This window comes from Tianweitania sediminis (genome assembly GCF_017813335.1).
Lineage (GTDB): Bacteria > Pseudomonadota > Alphaproteobacteria > Rhizobiales > Rhizobiaceae > Tianweitania > Tianweitania sediminis.
The window spans coordinates 100,207-118,436 of sequence record NZ_JAGIYY010000009.1 but is presented as its reverse complement, the minus strand read 5'-3'; the positions used below and the strand labels follow the sequence as shown (position 1 = coordinate 118,436).

The 18,230-nt window shown below is 62.4% G+C and carries 19 protein-coding genes; 4 read left to right on the top strand and 15 right to left on the bottom strand.

Going from position 1 to position 18,230, the window contains the following annotated elements:
• Nucleotides 1-73: 73 nt before the first annotated feature.
• Both clpA and clpS read right to left on the bottom strand, forming a co-directional pair.
• On the bottom strand, nucleotides 74-2,527 hold the full coding sequence (gene clpA / locus J5Y06_RS19345; RefSeq protein WP_209336840.1) for an ATP-dependent Clp protease ATP-binding subunit ClpA: 2,454 nt from the start codon (nucleotides 2,525-2,527) through the stop codon (nucleotides 74-76).
• Between the two features lie 8 nt (nucleotides 2,528-2,535).
• Nucleotides 2,536-2,862 carry an ATP-dependent Clp protease adapter ClpS gene (gene clpS, locus J5Y06_RS19340; RefSeq protein WP_209336910.1) on the bottom strand — a complete coding sequence of 109 codons (327 nt, stop codon included), beginning with the start codon at nucleotides 2,860-2,862 and terminating at the stop codon, nucleotides 2,536-2,538.
• A 347-nt stretch (nucleotides 2,863-3,209) separates the two neighbouring features.
• Here clpS and J5Y06_RS19335 point away from each other — a divergent pair, with 347 nt between their 5' ends.
• Nucleotides 3,210-4,574 (top strand): serine hydrolase, encoded by a 1,365-nt coding sequence (locus tag J5Y06_RS19335; protein WP_342453462.1) that lies wholly within the window; start codon nucleotides 3,210-3,212, stop codon nucleotides 4,572-4,574.
• 69 nt (nucleotides 4,575-4,643) lie between these two features.
• Here the strand turns inward: J5Y06_RS19335 and J5Y06_RS19330 are convergent, their stop codons facing one another.
• The 10 genes from J5Y06_RS19330 to J5Y06_RS19290 all read right to left on the bottom strand — a co-directional run bounded on the left by J5Y06_RS19330 (nucleotide 4,644) and on the right by J5Y06_RS19290 (nucleotide 12,746).
• On the bottom strand, nucleotides 4,644-5,339 hold the full coding sequence (locus J5Y06_RS19330) for a DnaJ domain-containing protein (protein ID WP_209336838.1): 696 nt from the start codon (nucleotides 5,337-5,339) through the stop codon (nucleotides 4,644-4,646).
• A complete protein-coding gene (locus J5Y06_RS19325; RefSeq protein WP_209336837.1) occupies nucleotides 5,336-6,064 on the bottom strand; it encodes a VWA domain-containing protein in 729 nt (242 codons plus the stop codon). Before J5Y06_RS19325 ends, J5Y06_RS19330 begins: the two co-directional genes overlap by 4 nt.
• A gap of 56 nt (nucleotides 6,065-6,120) precedes the next feature.
• Entirely contained in the window at nucleotides 6,121-6,795 is a 675-nt protein-coding gene (locus tag J5Y06_RS19320) for a dihydrofolate reductase family protein (RefSeq protein ID WP_209336836.1), read from the bottom strand.
• A gap of 75 nt (nucleotides 6,796-6,870) precedes the next feature.
• A complete protein-coding gene (locus tag J5Y06_RS19315; RefSeq protein ID WP_209336835.1) occupies nucleotides 6,871-7,290 on the bottom strand; it encodes a DUF1489 family protein in 420 nt (139 codons plus the stop codon).
• Nucleotides 7,291-7,359: 69 nt separating this feature from the next.
• On the bottom strand, nucleotides 7,360-8,763 hold the full coding sequence (locus tag J5Y06_RS19310) for an L-serine ammonia-lyase (protein ID WP_209336834.1): 1,404 nt from the start codon (nucleotides 8,761-8,763) through the stop codon (nucleotides 7,360-7,362).
• 145 nt (nucleotides 8,764-8,908) lie between these two features.
• A complete protein-coding gene (locus tag J5Y06_RS23350; RefSeq protein ID WP_280819363.1) occupies nucleotides 8,909-9,043 on the bottom strand; it encodes a hypothetical protein in 135 nt (44 codons plus the stop codon).
• 218 nt (nucleotides 9,044-9,261) lie between these two features.
• Nucleotides 9,262-10,101 carry a YdcF family protein gene (locus tag J5Y06_RS19305; protein ID WP_209336833.1) on the bottom strand — a complete coding sequence of 280 codons (840 nt, stop codon included), beginning with the start codon at nucleotides 10,099-10,101 and terminating at the stop codon, nucleotides 9,262-9,264.
• 29 nt (nucleotides 10,102-10,130) lie between these two features.
• Nucleotides 10,131-11,612, bottom strand: a complete 1,482-nt coding sequence (gene gatA / locus J5Y06_RS19300) for an Asp-tRNA(Asn)/Glu-tRNA(Gln) amidotransferase subunit GatA (RefSeq protein ID WP_209336832.1) — start codon at nucleotides 11,610-11,612, stop codon at nucleotides 10,131-10,133.
• Between the two features lie 63 nt (nucleotides 11,613-11,675).
• Complete coding sequence (gene gatC / locus J5Y06_RS19295) at nucleotides 11,676-11,963, bottom strand: Asp-tRNA(Asn)/Glu-tRNA(Gln) amidotransferase subunit GatC (protein ID WP_209336831.1); 288 nt, start codon at nucleotides 11,961-11,963, stop codon at nucleotides 11,676-11,678.
• Nucleotides 11,964-12,044: 81 nt separating this feature from the next.
• Nucleotides 12,045-12,746, bottom strand: coding sequence for a metal-dependent hydrolase (locus J5Y06_RS19290; RefSeq protein ID WP_209336830.1), 702 nt, complete (start codon nucleotides 12,744-12,746; stop codon nucleotides 12,045-12,047).
• Between the two features lie 78 nt (nucleotides 12,747-12,824).
• Here J5Y06_RS19290 and ruvX point away from each other — a divergent pair, with 78 nt between their 5' ends.
• Entirely contained in the window at nucleotides 12,825-13,304 is a 480-nt protein-coding gene (ruvX, locus tag J5Y06_RS19285) for a Holliday junction resolvase RuvX (protein ID WP_209336829.1), read from the top strand.
• On the opposite strand, the gene J5Y06_RS19280 is transcribed toward ruvX, so the two are convergent.
• From J5Y06_RS19280 to J5Y06_RS19270, 3 genes are all read right to left on the bottom strand, one after another.
• Entirely contained in the window at nucleotides 13,274-13,579 is a 306-nt protein-coding gene (locus tag J5Y06_RS19280) for a DUF6105 family protein (protein ID WP_209336828.1), read from the bottom strand. The two genes, ruvX and J5Y06_RS19280, sit on opposite strands and share 31 nt — an antisense overlap.
• Nucleotides 13,579-14,136 carry a hypothetical protein gene (locus J5Y06_RS19275; protein WP_209336827.1) on the bottom strand — a complete coding sequence of 186 codons (558 nt, stop codon included), beginning with the start codon at nucleotides 14,134-14,136 and terminating at the stop codon, nucleotides 13,579-13,581. Before J5Y06_RS19275 ends, J5Y06_RS19280 begins: the two co-directional genes overlap by 1 nt.
• A gap of 76 nt (nucleotides 14,137-14,212) precedes the next feature.
• Nucleotides 14,213-15,841, bottom strand: coding sequence for an acyl-CoA dehydrogenase family protein (locus J5Y06_RS19270; RefSeq protein ID WP_209336826.1), 1,629 nt, complete (start codon nucleotides 15,839-15,841; stop codon nucleotides 14,213-14,215).
• Between the two features lie 137 nt (nucleotides 15,842-15,978).
• On the opposite strand from J5Y06_RS19270, the gene J5Y06_RS19265 reads away from it, so the two are divergent.
• Nucleotides 15,979-16,938 carry an aspartate carbamoyltransferase catalytic subunit gene (locus J5Y06_RS19265; RefSeq protein WP_209336825.1) on the top strand — a complete coding sequence of 320 codons (960 nt, stop codon included), beginning with the start codon at nucleotides 15,979-15,981 and terminating at the stop codon, nucleotides 16,936-16,938.
• Nucleotides 16,935-18,218 carry a dihydroorotase gene (locus J5Y06_RS19260; protein ID WP_209336824.1) on the top strand — a complete coding sequence of 428 codons (1,284 nt, stop codon included), beginning with the start codon at nucleotides 16,935-16,937 and terminating at the stop codon, nucleotides 18,216-18,218. Before J5Y06_RS19265 ends, J5Y06_RS19260 begins: the two co-directional genes overlap by 4 nt.
• The last annotated feature ends 12 nt before the right edge of the window (nucleotides 18,219-18,230 follow it).

The following is an 18,230-nucleotide window of genomic DNA, read 5'->3' as shown; positions in this document are numbered from 1 at the left end:
TCAGCATTGGTCCAAAAAGAAAAAGGCGCCGATCCCCGGATCGACGCCTTTTTTCACAAGGATCCCTGTGAGGTCAGTTCTTGCGAGGCAGCTGTGGCACAAGGCTGCGCTGCCCCGGGTTCTTCTTTTCTTCCGGCTTGGCTTTCGCTTCTGCCTTCTTGGCAGCCGGCTTGCGGACACGCTTCGGCTTGTCCTCTTCCTCGGCCTCCTTCTTGGGCTTCACCGGCAGTTCGTCTGCAAGCGATTCGAGCTTCAGGCCCTTCTTGCCCTCGATCTCCTCGACCGTGACGCGCACTGTTCCGCCCTTCTTGAGCTTGCCGAACAGGATCTCATCCGCCAGCGGCTTCTTGATGTGTTCCTGAACGACGCGTCCGAGCGGGCGTGCCCCCATGCGCTCGTCATAGCCCTTGTCAGCCAGCCAGGCGATCGCGTCCGGCGACAGGTCGAAGGTCACGCCGCGCTCTGAAAGCTGCGCTTCCAGCTGCATCACGAACTTCTGCACGACCTGATGGATCACCGGCACCGGCAGCGAGCCGAACGGAATGATCGCATCGAGGCGATTGCGGAACTCCGGCGTGAACAGGCGGTTGATCGCTTCGACGTCGTCGCCTTCGCGCTTGGACGAACCGAAGCCGATCGCCGCCTTGGCCATGTCTGCCGCACCGGCATTCGTGGTCATGATCAGGATCACGTTGCGGAAGTCGATCTTCTTGCCGTTGTGATCCGTGAGCTGGCCGTGATCCATGACCTGCAACAGGATGTTGAACAGGTCCGGATGCGCCTTTTCGATTTCGTCGAGAAGCAGCACGCAATGCGGATGCTGGTCGACGCCGTCGGTCAGAAGGCCGCCCTGGTCGAAGCCGACATAGCCGGGAGGCGCGCCGATCAGGCGGCTCACGGTGTGGCGCTCCATGTATTCCGACATGTCGAAGCGCAGCAGCTCACAACCGAGCGAAGCCGCAAGCTGCTTGGCCACTTCCGTCTTGCCGACGCCCGTCGGACCCGAGAACAGGTAGGAGCCGATGGGCTTTTCCGGTTCCCGCAGGCCGGCGCGAGCCAGCTTGATCGCCGAAGCCAGCGCGGTGATGGCGGTATCCTGACCATAAACCACGCGCTTGAGCTCGACCTCGAGGCCAGCTAGCACCTGCTCGTCATCGGCCGAAACGGTTTTCGGCGGAATGCGGGCCATGGTGGCGATGGTCGCCTCGATCTCTTTGACCGTGATCGTCTTCTTGCGCTTGTTTTCCGGCAGCAGCATCTGCGACGCACCGGTTTCATCGATCACGTCGATCGCCTTGTCCGGCAGCTTGCGATCGTTGATGTAGCGCGCCGACAGTTCCACGGCAGCCTTGATGGCATCCGAGCTGAACTTCACCTTGTGGAAGTCCTCATAATAGGGCTTCAGGCCCTTCATGATCTCGATCGTGTCATCCACCGTCGGCTCGTTCACGTCGATCTTCTGGAAGCGACGCACGAGCGCCCGATCCTTTTCGAAGAACTGGCGGAACTCCTTGTAGGTCGTCGAGCCCATGCAGCGGATTGCGCCCGAAGACAGCGCGGGCTTCAGGAGGTTGGACGCATCCATGGCACCGCCTGAGGTTGCGCCCGCACCAATCACGGTGTGGATCTCGTCGATAAACAGAACGGCGCCCGGATATTCCTCCAGCTCCTTCACGACCTGCTTCAAGCGCTCTTCGAAGTCGCCGCGATAGCGGGTTCCCGCCAGCAGCGTGCCCATGTCGAGAGAGAAGATGGTGGAGTCGGCAAGCGCCTGCGGCACCTTGCCTTCCACGATGCGCTTGGCAAGGCCTTCCGCAATCGCCGTTTTGCCAACACCTGGATCGCCCACGTAAAGCGGGTTGTTCTTGGACCGGCGGCAAAGCACCTGGATCGTGCGGTTGATCTCGTTGGCGCGGCCGATCAGTGGGTCGATCTTGCCGGTCTTGGCCTTCTGGTTCAGGTTGACGCAGTAGGCGGTGAGCGCGTCCTGCTGCTGCTTCTTCTTGCCGCCGTCTTCACCTTCGCCGCCAGCACCGCCGGCTTGATCATCCTCAGCCCCACGGGGCGGGCGCGCTTCGCCGGCCCCGGCCCGCTTGGCGATGCCATGGCTGATGTAGTTCACCGCGTCGTAGCGGGTCATCTGCTGTTCCTGGAGGAAGTAGGCAGCGTGGCTTTCGCGCTCAGCAAAGATCGCGACGAGCACGTTGGCGCCCGAAACTTCCTCACGGCCCGACGACTGGACGTGGATTACCGCGCGCTGAATGACACGCTGGAAACCGGCGGTCGGCTTGGAATCCTCGTCATAGCCGGTGATCAGATTGTCGAGCTCGGTGTCGATGTAAGTCAGCACCGTGTGCTTCAGATCGTCGATATCGACATTGCACGCGCGCATCACCGCAGCTGCGTCGCTGTCCTCGATGAGGGCGAGCAGCAGGTGTTCCAGCGTGGCGTATTCGTGATGCCGCTCGTTGGCGAACGTCAGCGCCTGATGGAGTGCTTTTTCTAGGCCTTGGGAGAAAGCCGGCATTTAGTACCTCACTTCTTCTCCATCACGCATTGCAGCGGATGCTGGTGCTGACGGGCAAAGTCCATGACCTGAGACACTTTGGTCTCGGCCACCTCGAAAGTATAGATCCCGCATTCGCCGACCCCATGATTATGGACATGCAGCATGATGCGGGTCGCCGCCTCCTGGTCCTTCTGAAAGAACCGTTCGAGGACATGGACCACGAAGTCCATCGGCGTGTAATCGTCATTCAGGATCAGAACACGGTAGAGGCTCGGCTTCTTTGTTTTGCTTCGAGTGCGCGTGATTACCGCAGTGCTGCGACCAAGGCCGCTGCCACCATCCTGCGCCTGCATACGTGTCAAACGCCGACTGGCGTTCTCACCGCTCTTCACTCGTCCGACCCCTGTCTGCGTTCTATCGCTCTTCCCCGATGTAGGTGCGAAGCCAGATGAATTTAAGGCCTTCTTTGCGGCTGACAATACGATGTTTTGGTAGTCCCGAGAAAGCTTCACGACATGGTGACGCCGGCAAACCGCCACCGCATCTTCTTTGCTAAGCCACGATTTGAATCGAACACCCGCCACCGCGTCAAGGATGTGGTTACCCTAAAGGGTTTCGTAACCACCTGCCCCTAGCGTGAATGACCGTGGCCGACCGAAAGGTCACCCAAACCCAAAAGACGAACCAAAAAGGTTGCATCGTGCGTCAGACACCGGCAGGCCTGCTTTCCTTCGTTCGCCGCGCTGCTACAACAGCGTTTGCGGCTGTGTTGATCGCCTCAGGGGGCGTAAGCGCGGCACATGCGAAGTCCAATCCCCGTTATGCAGCGATCGTGATCGATGCCAACAATGGCAAGACGCTGTTTTCGTCGAGCGCGGACGCGCCGCGATATCCCGCATCGCTCACCAAGATGATGACGCTCTACATGGTCTTCGATGCCCTGAAGGCCGGGCGGATTCGCCTCGATTCCAAGGTGCCGTTTTCCAAATACGCCGCTGGCCGGCCACCCACGAAGATCGGCGTCCGCCCTGGCGGTTCGATCACGGTGGAACAGGCGATCCTGTCGCTGATCACCAAGTCCGCCAATGATGCGGCGGCCGCCGTGGGCGAACTGCTCGGCGGAACGGAAGCCAACTTCGCGAGCATGATGACGGCCAAGGCCCGCAGCCTCGGGATGAGCCAGACGACCTTCCGCAACGCATCGGGCCTGCCTGATGCCAACCAGAAGACGACGGCGCGCGACATGGCGACGCTCGGCATCGCCCTGCGTGAGCACCACGCAAAATATTACGGCTATTTCTCCACCCGTTCCTTCAAGTTCGGAAACACCACGATCCGCGGCCACAACCGCTTGCTGGATCGGGTGAAGGGTGTGGACGGCATCAAGACCGGCTACATCAACGCATCCGGCTTCAACCTTGTTACGTCCCTGAAGGACGGCGACCGAAAGCTCGTGGCCGTTGTGATGGGCGGCACCTCCGGCGCGTCGCGTGACAACCACATGGCCGAACTCGTCCAGCGCTATCTGCCCAAGGCTTCCACCCGCAGCACGGGTCTGCTTGTTGCCCGTGGCAGCGCCGACGATGCGGCCGTCACCGCCTACGCATCGCCCTTGCCGCGCAGCGACGCCCCCATCCCCTCGGATCGCCCGGGGCTGGCAGTGTTGCAACAGGTCGCAACGGCGGACGCGAAGTCGGCGCTTGAAATCGCAACGGCCGATCCCGTCCGAGCAGACCGGCTTCAGGCTGCGGTGGCGCGTTCAGCCGCAGCCGCAGCCGCGGCTCTTGATCCGGTTGCCACCGCCTCCACGACATCGCGCAGCGGATGGGCAATCCAGGTTGCGTCGCTGGGTTCTGAAGGGGAAGCCCGGTCGACCTTGTCGAAGGTCGCACGGCAGGCGAGCGGGATCCTTTCGGCGGATGCCGCCTTCACGGAAACCTTCACCAAGGGCGGCACCACCTACTACCGGGCTCGCTTCGGCGGCTACGGCTCCAAGGACGAGGCTTGGAACACCTGCAGCGCCCTGAAGAAGAAGGACATCTCCTGCTACGCCATCCAGCAGTAGCAGCGTTAGAGGCGCTTCGCCTCAGGGCGGAGCGCCAGAACTTCCCGAATGTATTGCGTCGAGGGGAACTTAGTTATGGTGAGAGAGCAGGACGTCCTTCGCTTCGTTGATCCGGGCAGCCAGGAAGGTCGATCCCCCGAAGTCCGGATGCAGCCTTTGCATGAGGCGGCGATGGGCCTGGCGGATGTCCGCCGTGGACGCAGTCGTTTCAAGACCAAGGATCTGGTAGGCCTCCTCCTTGCTCATGGAGCCAGAAGCTGGCGCGCTTCTCATCCGCGTGTTCATCTGCGCCTCAGCGTCCTGGCGCCAGACGGGAAAGCGGCCGTCAAGATACGTCTCTAGGAGACGGAGACTTTCCGTGTCGCTCGCGAGTTCCTCATGCAGCACAAGAAGCTCCTGAAGATCGAGATCGCCGAGCCGGCGGCTTTCAAAGGAACCCGCCAGCACATGCCCTTCGAGGGCGCCGGAGTCATGATCAAGCTCCATTTCCAACGCGGCGGTGCGCACGGCTGATCGACGCCCCGGGGTCGGCGTTGCACGACGCCGCTTCTGCTGGGCAACAAACCACGATCCCGCGCCGGCCAGCAGCATGCCGCCGAACGATGCGCGACCGACCAACAGCAGCCCAAGGCCAAGCGCACCCAGGACGAACGGCCCCATTCTGCTGAGGACGTTTGCGAGCCAGGCCGCATCGGCGCGCGTGAAAACAACCGCGGCAAGCAAGCAGAAGGCCAGGGCTGCAACGATACCGAGGAAAATGCTCATCGCTTTTTGCCGCCAAGATGCTGGAGCAGAAGGCGATCTTCACTGCGTCCGCGCGCTTCCAGGGCGGTGAGACCGCCCGTCGCGAAAACCGCGATTGAGGAAAGCAGTCCGGCGAGCGTTGCCGCCGAGGAATGGTCCAAGCGAAACCACGCTCCCTTAGACAAGCGCGCGATCTCGCGAAACGCCGCTTCGGCAGCGCCGTCCCGGCCCTCCTGAAACAGGAACACCGGCGTACCGGCGAGCCCCAGCGCCGCAGCGTCATCAGCGAGGCGGTCGACATTTTCCTCCATCGCGTCGCCGATGAAGATCACGGCGTTGACCTTCTGTCCGCGGGTTTCCTTGAGCGCATGCGACAAGATCCGGCCGATCTGGGTTTGCCCGCCTTGGCAGGTGATGCGTTGCATCAGCCGTTTCAGCGTCTCCGTATCTTCCACGAACTTTGAGGTGCGGCTTTCTGACAACCCACGGAAATAGGCGAGTTGAACCGATAGGCCGCCGACCTTGCCGACGGCGTCGAACATTTCGCCTTGCAGCGAGCAAGCCAGATCCCAGGTCGGCTGACGGCTCATGGTCGCATCCAGAGCAAGGATCACCCGTCCCCCACCTGTGGCCGGTCTGGCTACGGCACGCGCCTTTTGGATGAAGGCCTCGATCTCGGTACCGCTGCTTCCGGTGCGGAGAGAGGCCTGATCCAGGCGGGCCGGCTGGTTTGTTCGCGAGCTCATGAGCAAAAGATGCGGCCTTGCCCGCTCGCTGACAAGGCCGCAACGGGGAAGTTGTTTTAGCCTTCCCTCGCCCAGCGTGCTTGGCGGTCCCGCTCCGCTTGGCTCGGCTCCGGCATGGCAAAGGAGCCGGTCTGGATCTCGCCACCGCGGCAGTAGCGGCCAATGGTCACCCCGGTGGTGGAAACGGCATGGTCGACCAGCTCGAACCCAGAAGGCGCCGTGCTATCCCCGAAGAGTCGCTTCCCCCTGCCGAGAAGAACAGGCGCGACCATCACGGTGATCTCGTCGATGAGGTCCGCCGCAAGCAGCGCCTGCGCGAACTGCCCGCTGCCCTGGATCAAAAGGTTGGGGCCGTCTTCCCGCTTCAACCGCTCAACGGCGGAAACAGGATTGCTGCCAAGGTTCACGCTATTTTGCCAGGTGAGCGGCTGATCAGGCGACGCCGCAACATATTTGCGGCAGGCAGCGAACTTGCGCGTGATCTCGCTGTATTCCGCATCCGGATCGATGAACGGCCAGTGTGCAGCAAAGATCTCGTAGGTCTTGCGGCCAAGCAGCAGGTCGAAGGGATCGGCCATCACCTTGTCCACCGCCTGCCCCAGCAGCTCGTCGAAATAGCTGGTGAACCACCCGCCGAAGCGGAAGCCTCCAGTCGGGTCTTCCGAGGGCCCGCCGGGCGCCTGCATAACGCCGTCCAGGCTGAGGAATGTGGAAGCTATGACCTTGCGCATCGAGGTACTCCTGCTTGTTCGCTGGTCCAAGGACGCACAACACAAGCAGAAGCCGACTGAGGCGACGAGAAAATCCTAGAGGAGACCGAGTTCCGCCAGTTCCAGCCGCAGCTTGGGCGGCATTTCTGCCAAAGCACTCCCGGCGCCCAGATCGTCCGGAGCATCTTCGAGTTGCAGATAGCGCCACCCCTGGAACGGTCGGCGCGGCTGCCAGTGGGTGCGCACCACATCCGGATGAAGCAGGAACTTGCAGCGGCCGATGCCTTCCCCATCCACAAAGGGTTCAATGCCAAGCAGTCGTTGCCGGCATTGCACGCTGCCCTTGATCACCCAGTACAGCGAGCCGCCATCGAGATCTGCGGTGCGCTGCGGCACCATGCGCGTGATGTGAAAATGATGCGGTCCGCCCCGTTCGGCACGCTTATGCGCGATCCACGCTTCCAGGTCTTCAACCGAATCGCAGCCGACGCAGAGCTTGAGAATGTTCAGAGCCATGCCCCGTTCTACGCCCCGCAAATGTGGCGTCAAACAGGACAAGGAGCGTTCTCCACAGGTGCCGCGGCGTCAGCACTCCACCACGTTCACCGCCAGGCCGCCCTGGCTCGTTTCCTTGTACTTCTCGCTCATGTCGAGACCGGTTTGGCGCATGGTCTCGATGGCGGCGTCCAGAGGCACGAAGTGCTTGCCGTCACCCTTCATCGCGAGCGATGCCGCGGTCACCGCCTTGACCGCACCCAGCGCGTTGCGCTCGATGCAGGGAACCTGAACAAGGCCGCCGACCGGGTCGCAGGTCATGCCGAGGTGATGCTCAAGCGCAATCTCGGCGGCGTTTTCGATCTGCTCGGGTGTTCCACCCATCACGGCGGCCAAGCCGGCAGCAGCCATCGCGGATGCGGAACCTACCTCGCCCTGGCAGCCGACTTCCGCCCCCGAGATGGACGCATTGTGCTTGATGATCCCGCCAACAGCGGCGGACGTCAGAAGGAAGGTGCGAATGTCGTCCTGGTCGGCTTCAGGGTAGAAATGCAGCCAATAGCGCATCACGGCCGGCACAACGCCGGCAGCGCCGTTGGTCGGCGCCGTGACAACACGCCCTCCTGCGGCGTTTTCTTCGTTGACGGCCATGGCATAGATCGAAAGCCAGTCATTCGCGAGCAGCGGATTGGGACGGTTCAGGCGCCATTCCTCCTGAAGCTTGTCATGAAGCTGGCGGGCGCGGCGCCTGACTTTCAGGCCGCCCGGCATGATGCCTTCCTTGCTCAAGCCGCGGTCGATGCAGTTCTTCATGGCTGACCAGACGCGATCCAATCCCGCATCGAGCTCGTCGCGGGGGACCTGCGTTTCTTCATTCGCCCGCTTCATTTCCGCGATGGAAAGGCCGCTGTCCGCAGCCATCCGCAGCATCTCGGCCGCGTTCTTGAACGGATAAGGCACGGATGAAGAGCCTTGAGGCGAGGCAGCAGACTTCAAGCGCTGCAACTCCTCCTCGGAAACCACGAAGCCGCCGCCGATGGAATAATAGATACGGCGCAGCAAAAGGCGGTCATCAGCATCCATCGCATTGAACGCCATGCCGTTGGCGTGACCCGGCAGCGGCACCTTCTTGTCCAGAACGAGGTCAGTCGCGGGATCGAAGTGATAGCCGGGCTCGTGACCTTCCGGGCAGATGCGCTTTTCTTCGGCCACGCGCGCGAGGATCTCATCCGATCGGTCCGGATCGATGGTGGTTGGCGTAAAGCCGGTAAGGCCGAGAACAACGGCGCGATCGGTGCCGTGGCCGATGCCAGTGAACGCCAGCGAACCATGAAGGCTGACACGGATCTTCAAGACGCGAGCGCCTGCGGGCCGCGGCCAGTCCCCGGACTGGATCTCCTGGAGGAAGCGCGCAGCCGCCGTCATCGGGCCCATCGTGTGAGAGCTCGAGGGGCCGATGCCGATCTTGTAAAGGTCAAAAACTGAGAGAAACATCGCGCTTCCATCTGAGACGCCGAACCGGCGCTAAAGAGATGCGCTCATTTCAGCGACGTCACGGCGCGCGATCCGACTTCCTATGATCCGCACGCGACATGCCATGCCAACGTATGTCGCTGGTACGACTCACCTTCGAAAGGTGTTAGCCGCCCGCCGATGCAAGAACGGCCGCCGACTCGCCGCCGCCGATCAACCAGGTGAGAAGAAGGATCGTGAGGAAGCCGAGAACGGCCTTTGCCGTCACGCCCCAGCAGGATTTCTGATCGTCGTCGTCCATTCTTTTCCGTCAGCTCATGGTCGGAGCACGCGAAGACCTGCCGAAACTACCATCCAGCTTCCTGCGCAGCAATCAGTTTAAGGCAAAATCGTGGCAGAGGTTCCAGCCTCGCGCGAGCCACGGCGCGGTGTTTCCAGAGGTTCAGCCGGCGTGCTGTTAATCCGCTGTTAAAGATTGGGGCGCCTTCTGGACCTGGCGACGCCCTTACGCAAGCCCTTTCAGCCCGCCCTTCCCACAACACCCTGCGACGAGTCGTCTCGACTCGTCGGAGACGGCAGTGGCGTGTCGATGCGACCCGTCAGCCAATAGGCAAGAAGGCCAATCCATTCGCGCAAGGCAACCGTTGTTGCCGAAAGCGAGTCCAGCGGATTGTCGGTGGCAGCGCCTGGTTGTTCATCGCCCCGCGTTCGGTAATCGACCGGCCACGGCACCACATCGAAGCCAGCACGGCGGAAGAGCGCCATCGAGCGTGGCATGTGGAAAGCAGACGTCACGAGGAGCCACACCTCACCGTTCCCGGGCTTCACCAGCTGCCGGCTGAACACGGCGTTTTCATAGGTGTCGCGGGAGCGGTTCTCGAGCACCAGTCGTTGCCGATCGACGCCAAGCGCTTGCAAGAGCCGCGGCGCTGTGTCGGCGTCACCCTCGCCTTCAAGCACCAGAGATCCATTGCCGCCTGAAACAACGATGCGCGCGTCCGGATACCGGCGCGCCAGCACGGCAGCTTCCACCAAACGGTCGCCACCGCTGTTCAGCTCATAGCCGCCCCGCACGAGATTGATCGCCCCTTCCAGGCCACCGCCAAGCACGATCACGCCCGCGACCTCGGTCGGCGCTGGATCGGGCCGAGTAAACCGGTCTTCGAGTGGGCGCAGCAGCACGGGGCCGAGCGACGTCCAAACGGATAGCGCAACCAGAAGAAAGCCCGCAATCGAGGCTGTGAGCGCCAGCCGCCGCCAGCGCAGGACCTGCGCCACAACAGCGATCAGGAGCATAATGCCGATCAGGTTGATCGGCTGAACCAGGAACCAGAAGAGCTTTGCGGCAACAAAGAACATGGCGCCGCCCTATCCGGCGGACGCCAGCTTCACCACCACTTGGTGGGCTGGAAGCGCCCTGCCGCCTGCTCGATCACGTGAGCGGTGCGGAACAGCGTTTCTTCTTCGAATGGCTTACCAATCAGCTGCAGGCCAAGCGGAAGACCCTTGGCATCAAGGCCTGCGGGAACGGCGATGCCCGGCAAGCCTGCCATGTTCACCGTCACCGTGAAGATGTCGTTGAGATACATCTTCACCGGGTCCGCGGCCATGTCCTGGTCGGCGATGCCAAAGGCCGACGACGGCGTGGCCGGCGTCAGGATCGCATCGATGCCATCGGCAAATACCGTCTCGAAGTCGCGCTTGATCAGTGTCCGGACCTTTTGCGCCCGGACGTAATAGGCATCGTAATATCCGGCCGACAGCACATAGGTGCCGATCATGATGCGACGCTTCACCTCGCGTCCAAATCCGGCAGCGCGCGTCTGCTCATACATGTCGGTGATGTCCTTGCCGGGCACACGCAGGCCGTAGCGGACACCATCATAACGCGCGAGGTTCGACGACGCCTCAGCCGGAGCAACGATATAATAGGCGGGAAGCGCGTATTTTGTGTGCGGCAAGGAGATGTCGACAATCTCGGCCCCTGCGTCGCGCAGATAGGCGATGCCCTGGCTCCAAAGCTTTTCCACGTCCTCGGGCATGCCGTCGAGCCTGTATTCCCGCGGGATGCCGATCTTCATGCCCTTCACCGACTGGCCAAGGGCGGCTTCATAGTCGGGAACGGGGAGGTCAACGGAGGTGGTGTCCTTGGGATCAACCGAAGCCATGGATTTCAGAAGGATGGCAGCGTCACGCACGTCGCGCGCGATCGGCCCTGCCTGGTCGAGCGAGGAAGCGAAAGCGACAGTGCCCCAGCGCGAACAGCGGCCATAGGTCGGCTTGATGCCGACAGTGCCGGTGAAGGCCGCCGGCTGGCGGATCGAGCCGCCGGTGTCGGTGGCAGTGGCGCCAGCGCAGAGCCAGGCGGCGACGGCTGCCGCCGAACCGCCCGACGAGCCGCCGGGCACGAGATCGGTGTTGGAGCCCTGACCTCGCCAGGGGTTCTTCACCGGGCCGTAGTAACTTGTCTCGTTGGAGGAGCCCATGGCAAACTCGTCCATGTTGAGCTTGCCCAGCATCACCGCGCCATCAGCCCACAGGTTGGCCGTCACGGTGGATTCATAGCGTGGCTTGAACCCGTCGAGAATATGGCTTGCCGCCTGCGTGTGCACACCTTCGGTGGCAAACAGGTCCTTGATCCCCAGCGGAATGCCCTCGAGGGCGCTAGTTTCACCCGCTGAACGACGCGCATCCGACGCTTTAGCCATATCGCGCGCCTGCTCGTGCGTCACCGCAACATAGGCATTGAGCGTGTCGTTGGCCGCGTCGATTGCTCCGAGGTAGGCGTCGGTCAGTTCAAGGGCCGTAAAGTCCTTGGTGGCGAGCTTTGCGCGTGCTTCCGCGATTGTGAGGTGCGTCAGGTCGCTCATCAGATGGAGTTCTTTTCGTCGATGCGGAGGAAACAGGATGAGGCCGGGTTGTAAGCCATCGCGCTATTCGATGACCTTCGGCACCAGAAAGAAGTTTTCTTCCGCGGCAGGCGCATTGGCCACGATGTCGGCAGCCTTGTTACCATCCGTCACGGCATCCTGGCGCTTGCGCATCACCATCGGGATGACCGACGTCATCGGATCGACGCCGGACACATCGACCTCGTCCAGCTGTTCGACGAAGCCGAGAATGGCGTTGAGTTCGCCGGTCATGCGCTCGGCATCCTCGGTCGTGACCGCGATGCGGGCCAAGCGCGCCACACGCTTCACGGTTTCGAGATCCACCGACATGCTGCCACCGAAGGGTTGTTTGAGATCCTCGCGCTATACCGGCGCTGGGGTCAGCACGCAACCCGCCCGGGCGGCTGGCCATCACACAGTAAACGGCTTTCCGATCTCCGGCGTGAGAACCGCAACATCCGTATCGGCTAAGCCGGCCTGGAAAGTTTCGGCCGTTGCATCCAGCAACGGGAAGGTGCCGAAGTGGCAAGGCACAACCGTCTTGAAGTTGAAAAAGCGGCGGCAGGCGAGCGCGGCGACGGCGCCACCCATGGTGAAGCGGTCACCGATCGGCACCAGGCCGACGTCCGGCTGGTGCAGTTCGTTGATCAGGGCCATGTCGCCGAAGATATCGGTGTCGCCCATGTGGTAGACCGTTGGTGCATCCGGAAAATGCAGCACAAGCCCGTTGGGGTTGCCGAGATAAACATTCCCGCCGTCTTCCAAACTGTAGGCGGAGGAGTGCAACGCGTTGACGAAGGTGACCGTAAAACCACCCGCATCCACCGTGCCGCCGTGGTTGCCGGGGTTGACCTTGTCGATGCCCTTGCTGCCGAGATAACCGCAAATCTCCGGATTGGCGACGAGCATCGCACCCGTCGCCTTCAGGATCTCCGCGGCGTCGCCGACGTGATCATTGTGGCCATGGGTCAGGAGAACATGGGTCACACCTTCGGCCGCCTCTTGCCACCCCTTGTTCCACGACGGATTCCCGGTCAGGAAGGGATCGATCAGGATGTTGGCATTGCCGGCTTTGATCTTGAAGGCGGCGTGGCCGTACCAGGTCAGTTCCATCGTCGTTCCTCAGCGCTTGGGGTGTGGCGAAGGATAGGCCCTTGAGGCGGCGCGACAAGTGACCGGGATGGTTCGAACATGGCAATTCTGACGATCGAGGAGGCCGCGTCCCAGCATGAGGCTGGCCGGGTGCTTGCGGGCATCGATCTCGGCACGAAAACGATCGGGGTCGCCATTTCCGATCGATCGCTTGCTTTCGCCCACCCGAAGCCGGTGATCCTGCGCAAGAAGTTCGGGGTCGATGCGCAAGCGCTCCTTTCCGCTCTTCCGGATGATACGGAAGCAATCGTCGTCGGTCTGCCGCTCAACATGGACGGAAGTGAAGGACCGCGGGCGCAAGCAACGCGCGCGTTCGTGCGCAACATGGACCGGATGACGCCCCTTCCTTTCGTTTACTGGGACGAACGGCTGTCCACAGTCGCAGCCGAACGGGCTCTCTTGGGCATGGACGTGTCCCGCGCCAAACGCAGCGAGCGAATCGATTCGGCCGCCGCCGCCTTCATCCTGCAAGGCGCGCTGGACCGGCTTCAGGCGCTTGGGGTCGGTACGCGTTTTTGATCGCGCCGTGCTTGTAGCCAGCCCGTAATCTGGCGCCGCCGTCGAAAGGCGAAGATGGCGAGGATGAGTGCCGTATCGATGATGCAGGCTTTGGCCAGCAAGCCAGGAACGCTGGCGGCATCGAGGTTCAGCATCGCCCCATAGATCTGGAAAACCAGATCATGCATCGGTCGGCTGAGGAACATGAAACCGAAGCTCATGTCGTTATAGGACAGGCCATACCAGCCCCAGAAGGTCGAAAGCGGCAAAGCCCAGAACAAGAGCAGATAGCGCATCACCGCTCCTTTTCGGGAAAAGCATAGATATTGGACCCGCGCGGCATCTCGGCGATGCGGCTCGCATCCCGTGCCATCAGTTTCGCCAGTCTTGCGCTGACCTCGCCGGGAGCCTCGGCGGAGGCGACCACCACCCCACGCTCGGTAGCGATTGTGCGATACGAAACAAGCAAGGCTGCGCAAAACACCGCAGCCGTCAGCATCTGGCCGGATAATGGAAACAGGGCAAAGATCGCCAAGGAGAACGTCATCAACCCAATGGCTGCGCTGAACGCGATGCGAACTGCATCACCGCCGGCCTTCGTTTCCTCGGTGCCTTCGGCAAGCTGGGTGAGAAAGGCCCAAAGAAAAAGCGCCGACACGATGGAGATCATGATCGCGAACAGAGCGGGCACGGAACGATCGATCGCCGTGAAATCCTGTGCGGCAAGCTCGATCCCAAGCGTCCCCAGCACGCCTTCGTCGGCGCGACCGATCGACCGGATCGTAAAAAACGACAACAGCCCGAAAACAACCATCCAATGGAAGGTCAGGCAAAGGCTCAAGACTCGCGGCATCAGCAGGCTCCCTGCGGATAGGTGACGCCGGATCACCGAAGCGGCAATCGAAACCCTTTGTTAACCTTAACAGGCCTCATGCCACCTCGGGATAAAGCGTGTCGATGATCATTCGTGCATCATGGCGCGCATTCAGCATGCCATAGGTGCCGCGCCACTGGCCTCCAAGGCGACTTTCCACAAAGGCATCGGCGATGCGTCCCGCGCCCAGCCGGCGCAGTTCCGCAGCAGCTGCCGACAAGGCGAGTTGCTCGGTCAGAATGCGCGCGGAGCCTTCATCGGCCGTGGCGACCTGGGCGGCAGCCCGCAACACGTCGGTCGTCCCCTGCCCGCCGGGCCCGAGATCGGTTTCGATGCCGGCAAACACATCCTCGAACAGGCTCGGCGCGCGACCGAGCACACGCAGAACGTCGAGCGCCATGACGCTGCCCGATCCTTCCCAGATCGCGTTCACGGGCGCTTCGCGGTAGTAGCGGGCCAAGGGCGCTTCCTCGACATAGCCATTCCCGCCTAGGCACTCCATGGCCTCGTAAAGCAGCGCCGGCGCGATTTTGCACACCCAGTACTTCACCACCGGGGTCATCGCGCGCGCAAACGCCGCCTCCCCCCTTCCGTTCGCGGCTTCATCGAAGGATCGCGCCAAGCGGAACGACAAGGCCGTTGCTGCCGCCACGTCAAGGGCCATGTCTGCCAGAACGCGGATCATCAGCGGCTGGTCGATCAGCGCCTTGCCAAACACCTGCCGGTGGCGGGCGTGATGCACGGCTTCCGCAAGTCCGGCCCGCATGAGGCCGGCCGAGGCCACGGCGCAATCAAGACGGGTCAGCGTCACCATGTCCATGATGGTGCGGATCCCCGCACCCGGTTCGCCCACACGTTCGGCAAGCGCATTGGTAAACTCAACCTCCGAGGAGGCGTTGGACCGGTTGCCGAGCTTGTCCTTCAAGCGCTGGAAGCGCAGCGCGTTGAGGGTACCGTCTCCAAGAACGCGCGGCACGAGAAAGCAGGTGAGCCCCTCCGGTGCCTGCGCCAGCATGAGAAAGGCGTCCGACATCGGCGCCGACATGAACCACTTGTGGCCGGTCAGCCGATAAACATTGTTGCCGACCAGCTCGGCCGTGGTGGTGTTTGCCCGGACATCGGTGCCGCCCTGCTTCTCCGTCATGCCCATGCCGATGGTCAGGCCGGTCTTCATGGCGGGCGATTTCTGCGACTGGTCGTATTTGCGCGTCGTAATGCGCGGAGCCCAGTCGCGGAATAGATCGGGCGAGGCCATCAACGCCGCCAGGGAGGCGTTCGTCATGGTGAGCGGACAAAGGTGCCCGCTTTCGAGCTCGGCCGTGAGGTAAAAACGCGCCGCGCGTGCCTGGTGGCGCTTTCCCGCTTCCGTTTCGCCGCTTTCCCAGATGGAGGCATGAAGCCCGTTTGAAATCGAGCGGCGGATCAGCGCGTGGTAGGCCGGGTGAAACTCCACGAGGTCGATGCGGTTGCCCTGCCGGTCGTAAGTTCGCAAACGCGGCGCCTCGCTGTTTGCGAGGCGGGCAAGGTCCTGCGCTTCCGCACTCAACACGAAGCGGCCAAGCTGATCCAGATCGCCCCGCACATCGGCCGAAAAGCTTTCGGCGAGTTGAACGAGAAGCGGATCGCTTCGCCAAGCATTTCCGCCTGCCATTGGCGGCGGCTGGTTCTGGACTTCGTGCGTCAAGCGCATTTTCCCTCAAGCGAGCTGACGAGTTATACCTGAGCGCGTCGCCGGCGCGACCAAAAAGGAGGGGACGCGGCGGCTTCATGTGGAAGAGCGCTTGCTGCCCGGCGTCAGCGTGCCTATAGCACCGCTTCAAGATGTCCGAGCCTTCCATCTTCCCTCCCTATCCCCATCGCCATCTCCTTGGCATCCAGAACCTTTCTCCCGTCGATCTGAACCTGCTTCTTGATCGCGCCGACGCGGCCGTTGCCCTGTCCCGGCAGCCGGAAAAGAAGACGTCGACCCTGCGCGGAAGAACCCAGATCAACCTCTTCTACGAGGCGTCCACACGCACGCAATCGTCCTTCGAATTGGCGGGAAAGCGGCTGGGCGCTGATGTCATGAACATGTCGGTGGCAAGCTCTTCCGTGAAGAAGGGCGAGACGCTGATCGACACGGCAATGACGCTGAACGCCATGCGCCCGGACATCCTGATCATTCGCCACGCCATGGCAGGAGCGGCGGCGCTACTGGCGCAGAAGGTCGGGTGCTCGGTGGTGAACGCCGGCGACGGCGCGCACGAACACCCGACACAGGCCCTGCTCGACGCGCTGACGATCCGCCGCGCCAAAGGCGACCTTTCGCGTTTGACGATCGCCATCTGCGGCGATGTTCTCCATTCGCGTGTCGCACGCTCCAACATCCTGCTTCTGAATACGCTCGGCGCGCGGGTTCGGGTAATCGCGCCCTCCACGCTGCTCCCAACAGGCATTCACGAGATGAGCGTCGAGGTCTTCAACCGGATGGAAGAGGGTCTGCGCGGCGTCGACGTGGTGATGATGCTGCGCCTTCAGCGCGAGCGGATGGCCGGCGCCTTCGTTCCTTCGGTGCGCGAGTACTTCCACCTGTTCGGCCTGGACACACGCAAGCTTGCCCTCGCGAAAGAAGGCGCGCTCGTGATGCACCCGGGGCCGATGAACCGCGGCGTGGAAATCGCATCGGAAATCGCTGACGGTCCTCAAAGCGTCATCCAGGAACAGGTGGAAATGGGTGTCGCGGTGCGCATGGCTGTGATGGAAGCCCTTCTGGACCCGCGCAAAAGCGGGGGCCGCGCATGACGACAACCATCTTCACTGACGCCCGCATCGTCGACCCGTCGCGCGGCCTCGATGAGGTCGGAACCGTGGTCGTCGGCAATGGCATCATCCAGGCCGCCGGTGCTTCGGCTCGCAACCAGGGCATTCCCGAGGGGGCGCAGGTGGTTGAGGCGCGCGGGAAAACCGTGATGCCCGGCTTGGTGGATGCGCGCGTGTTTATCGGCGAGCCGGGGGCGGAGCATCGCGAAACCATCGCTTCGGCCGGCCTGGCTGCTGCGGCCGGCGGCGTGACCTCGCTGATCATGATGCCGGACACGGATCCGGTGATCGACGATGTCGCGTTGGTGGAATTCGTGTTGCGTGCCGCGCGTGATCACGCCGCCGTCAACATCCATCCGTCCGCTGCCATGACGCGCGGTCTTCTTGGGGCCGAGATGACCGAGTTCGGGCTCCTGCAAGAGGCCGGTGCGGTTGCTTTCACCGACGGCCGCAGGTCGGTCACAGACAATGCAGTGCTGCGCCGCGCCATGACCTATGCGCGCGATTTCGGTGCGGTCATCGCCCTGGAAACCAACGACCCCGCCCTGGGTGGCGGCGTGATGAACGAAGGGCTGTATGCCAGCTGGCTTGGCCTGCCGGGCGTGCCGCGCGAAGCCGAAATCATCCCGCTCGAGCGCGACCTTCGCTTGGCGCGCTTGACCCGCGCAAAGTACCACGCGGCAAAGATCTCCACCGCTGTATCGGCTGACGTCGTGGCGCGTGCAAAGAACGACGGCGCGAGCGTTACGGCCGGCACCGCCATCCACTCGCTCGCCTTGAACGAACATGACGTCGGCGAATACCGGACCTTTTTCCGCCTAGCACCACCGCTTCGAGCAGAGGAAGACCGGCTTTCGATGGTGGAAGCGCTGAAGGACGGCAGCATCGACATCATCGTGTCGTCGCATGATCCCCAGGACGTGGATACCAAGCGTCTGCCCTTTGCCGATGCCGCAGTCGGAGCCGTGGGATTGGAAACGCTGTTGGCGGTGGCCCTGCGCCTGCATCACAACGGTGAAGTGCCACTTCTGCGCTTGGTGGATACGCTGTCCACTGCGCCTGCCCGCATCTTCGGGCTCCAGGCCGGCAGCCTGGCACCAGGTGCCCCGGCCGATCTCATCCTGGTGGATCTCGACCATCCATGGGTCGTCACCGAAGCGGATCTCGTGTCGCGCTCGAAAAACACCTGTTTTGAAGGCGCCAGGCTACAGGGCAAGGTCTTGCAAACCATGGTTGGCGGCCGCACAGTCTTCGAAATCTGAGGGGTACCACTG

What these genes read in the sequence shown, in the direction of transcription:
- clpA (WP_209336840.1), bottom strand. Translation starts at nt 2,527, where the DNA reads ATGCCGGCTTTCTCCCAAGGCCTAGAAAAAGCACTCCATCAGGCGCTG.
- clpS (WP_209336910.1), bottom strand. Translation starts at nt 2,862, where the DNA reads ATGCAGGCGCAGGATGGTGGCAGCGGCCTTGGTCGCAGCACTGCGGTA.
- J5Y06_RS19330 (WP_209336838.1), bottom strand. Translation starts at nt 5,339, where the DNA reads ATGAGCATTTTCCTCGGTATCGTTGCAGCCCTGGCCTTCTGCTTGCTT.
- J5Y06_RS19325 (WP_209336837.1), bottom strand. Translation starts at nt 6,064, where the DNA reads ATGAGCTCGCGAACAAACCAGCCGGCCCGCCTGGATCAGGCCTCTCTC.
- J5Y06_RS19320 (WP_209336836.1), bottom strand. Translation starts at nt 6,795, where the DNA reads ATGCGCAAGGTCATAGCTTCCACATTCCTCAGCCTGGACGGCGTTATG.
- J5Y06_RS19315 (WP_209336835.1), bottom strand. Translation starts at nt 7,290, where the DNA reads ATGGCTCTGAACATTCTCAAGCTCTGCGTCGGCTGCGATTCGGTTGAA.
- J5Y06_RS19310 (WP_209336834.1), bottom strand. Translation starts at nt 8,763, where the DNA reads ATGTTTCTCTCAGTTTTTGACCTTTACAAGATCGGCATCGGCCCCTCG.
- J5Y06_RS23350 (WP_280819363.1), bottom strand. Translation starts at nt 9,043, where the DNA reads ATGGACGACGACGATCAGAAATCCTGCTGGGGCGTGACGGCAAAGGCC.
- J5Y06_RS19305 (WP_209336833.1), bottom strand. Translation starts at nt 10,101, where the DNA reads ATGTTCTTTGTTGCCGCAAAGCTCTTCTGGTTCCTGGTTCAGCCGATC.
- gatA (WP_209336832.1), bottom strand. Translation starts at nt 11,612, where the DNA reads ATGAGCGACCTGACGCACCTCACAATCGCGGAAGCACGCGCAAAGCTC.
- gatC (WP_209336831.1), bottom strand. Translation starts at nt 11,963, where the DNA reads ATGTCGGTGGATCTCGAAACCGTGAAGCGTGTGGCGCGCTTGGCCCGC.
- J5Y06_RS19290 (WP_209336830.1), bottom strand. Translation starts at nt 12,746, where the DNA reads ATGGAACTGACCTGGTACGGCCACGCCGCCTTCAAGATCAAAGCCGGC.
- ruvX (WP_209336829.1), top strand. Translation starts at nt 12,825, where the DNA reads ATGGCAATTCTGACGATCGAGGAGGCCGCGTCCCAGCATGAGGCTGGC.
- J5Y06_RS19280 (WP_209336828.1), bottom strand. Translation starts at nt 13,579, where the DNA reads ATGCGCTATCTGCTCTTGTTCTGGGCTTTGCCGCTTTCGACCTTCTGG.
- J5Y06_RS19275 (WP_209336827.1), bottom strand. Translation starts at nt 14,136, where the DNA reads ATGCCGCGAGTCTTGAGCCTTTGCCTGACCTTCCATTGGATGGTTGTT.
- J5Y06_RS19265 (WP_209336825.1), top strand. Translation starts at nt 15,979, where the DNA reads ATGTCCGAGCCTTCCATCTTCCCTCCCTATCCCCATCGCCATCTCCTT.
- J5Y06_RS19260 (WP_209336824.1), top strand. Translation starts at nt 16,935, where the DNA reads ATGACGACAACCATCTTCACTGACGCCCGCATCGTCGACCCGTCGCGC.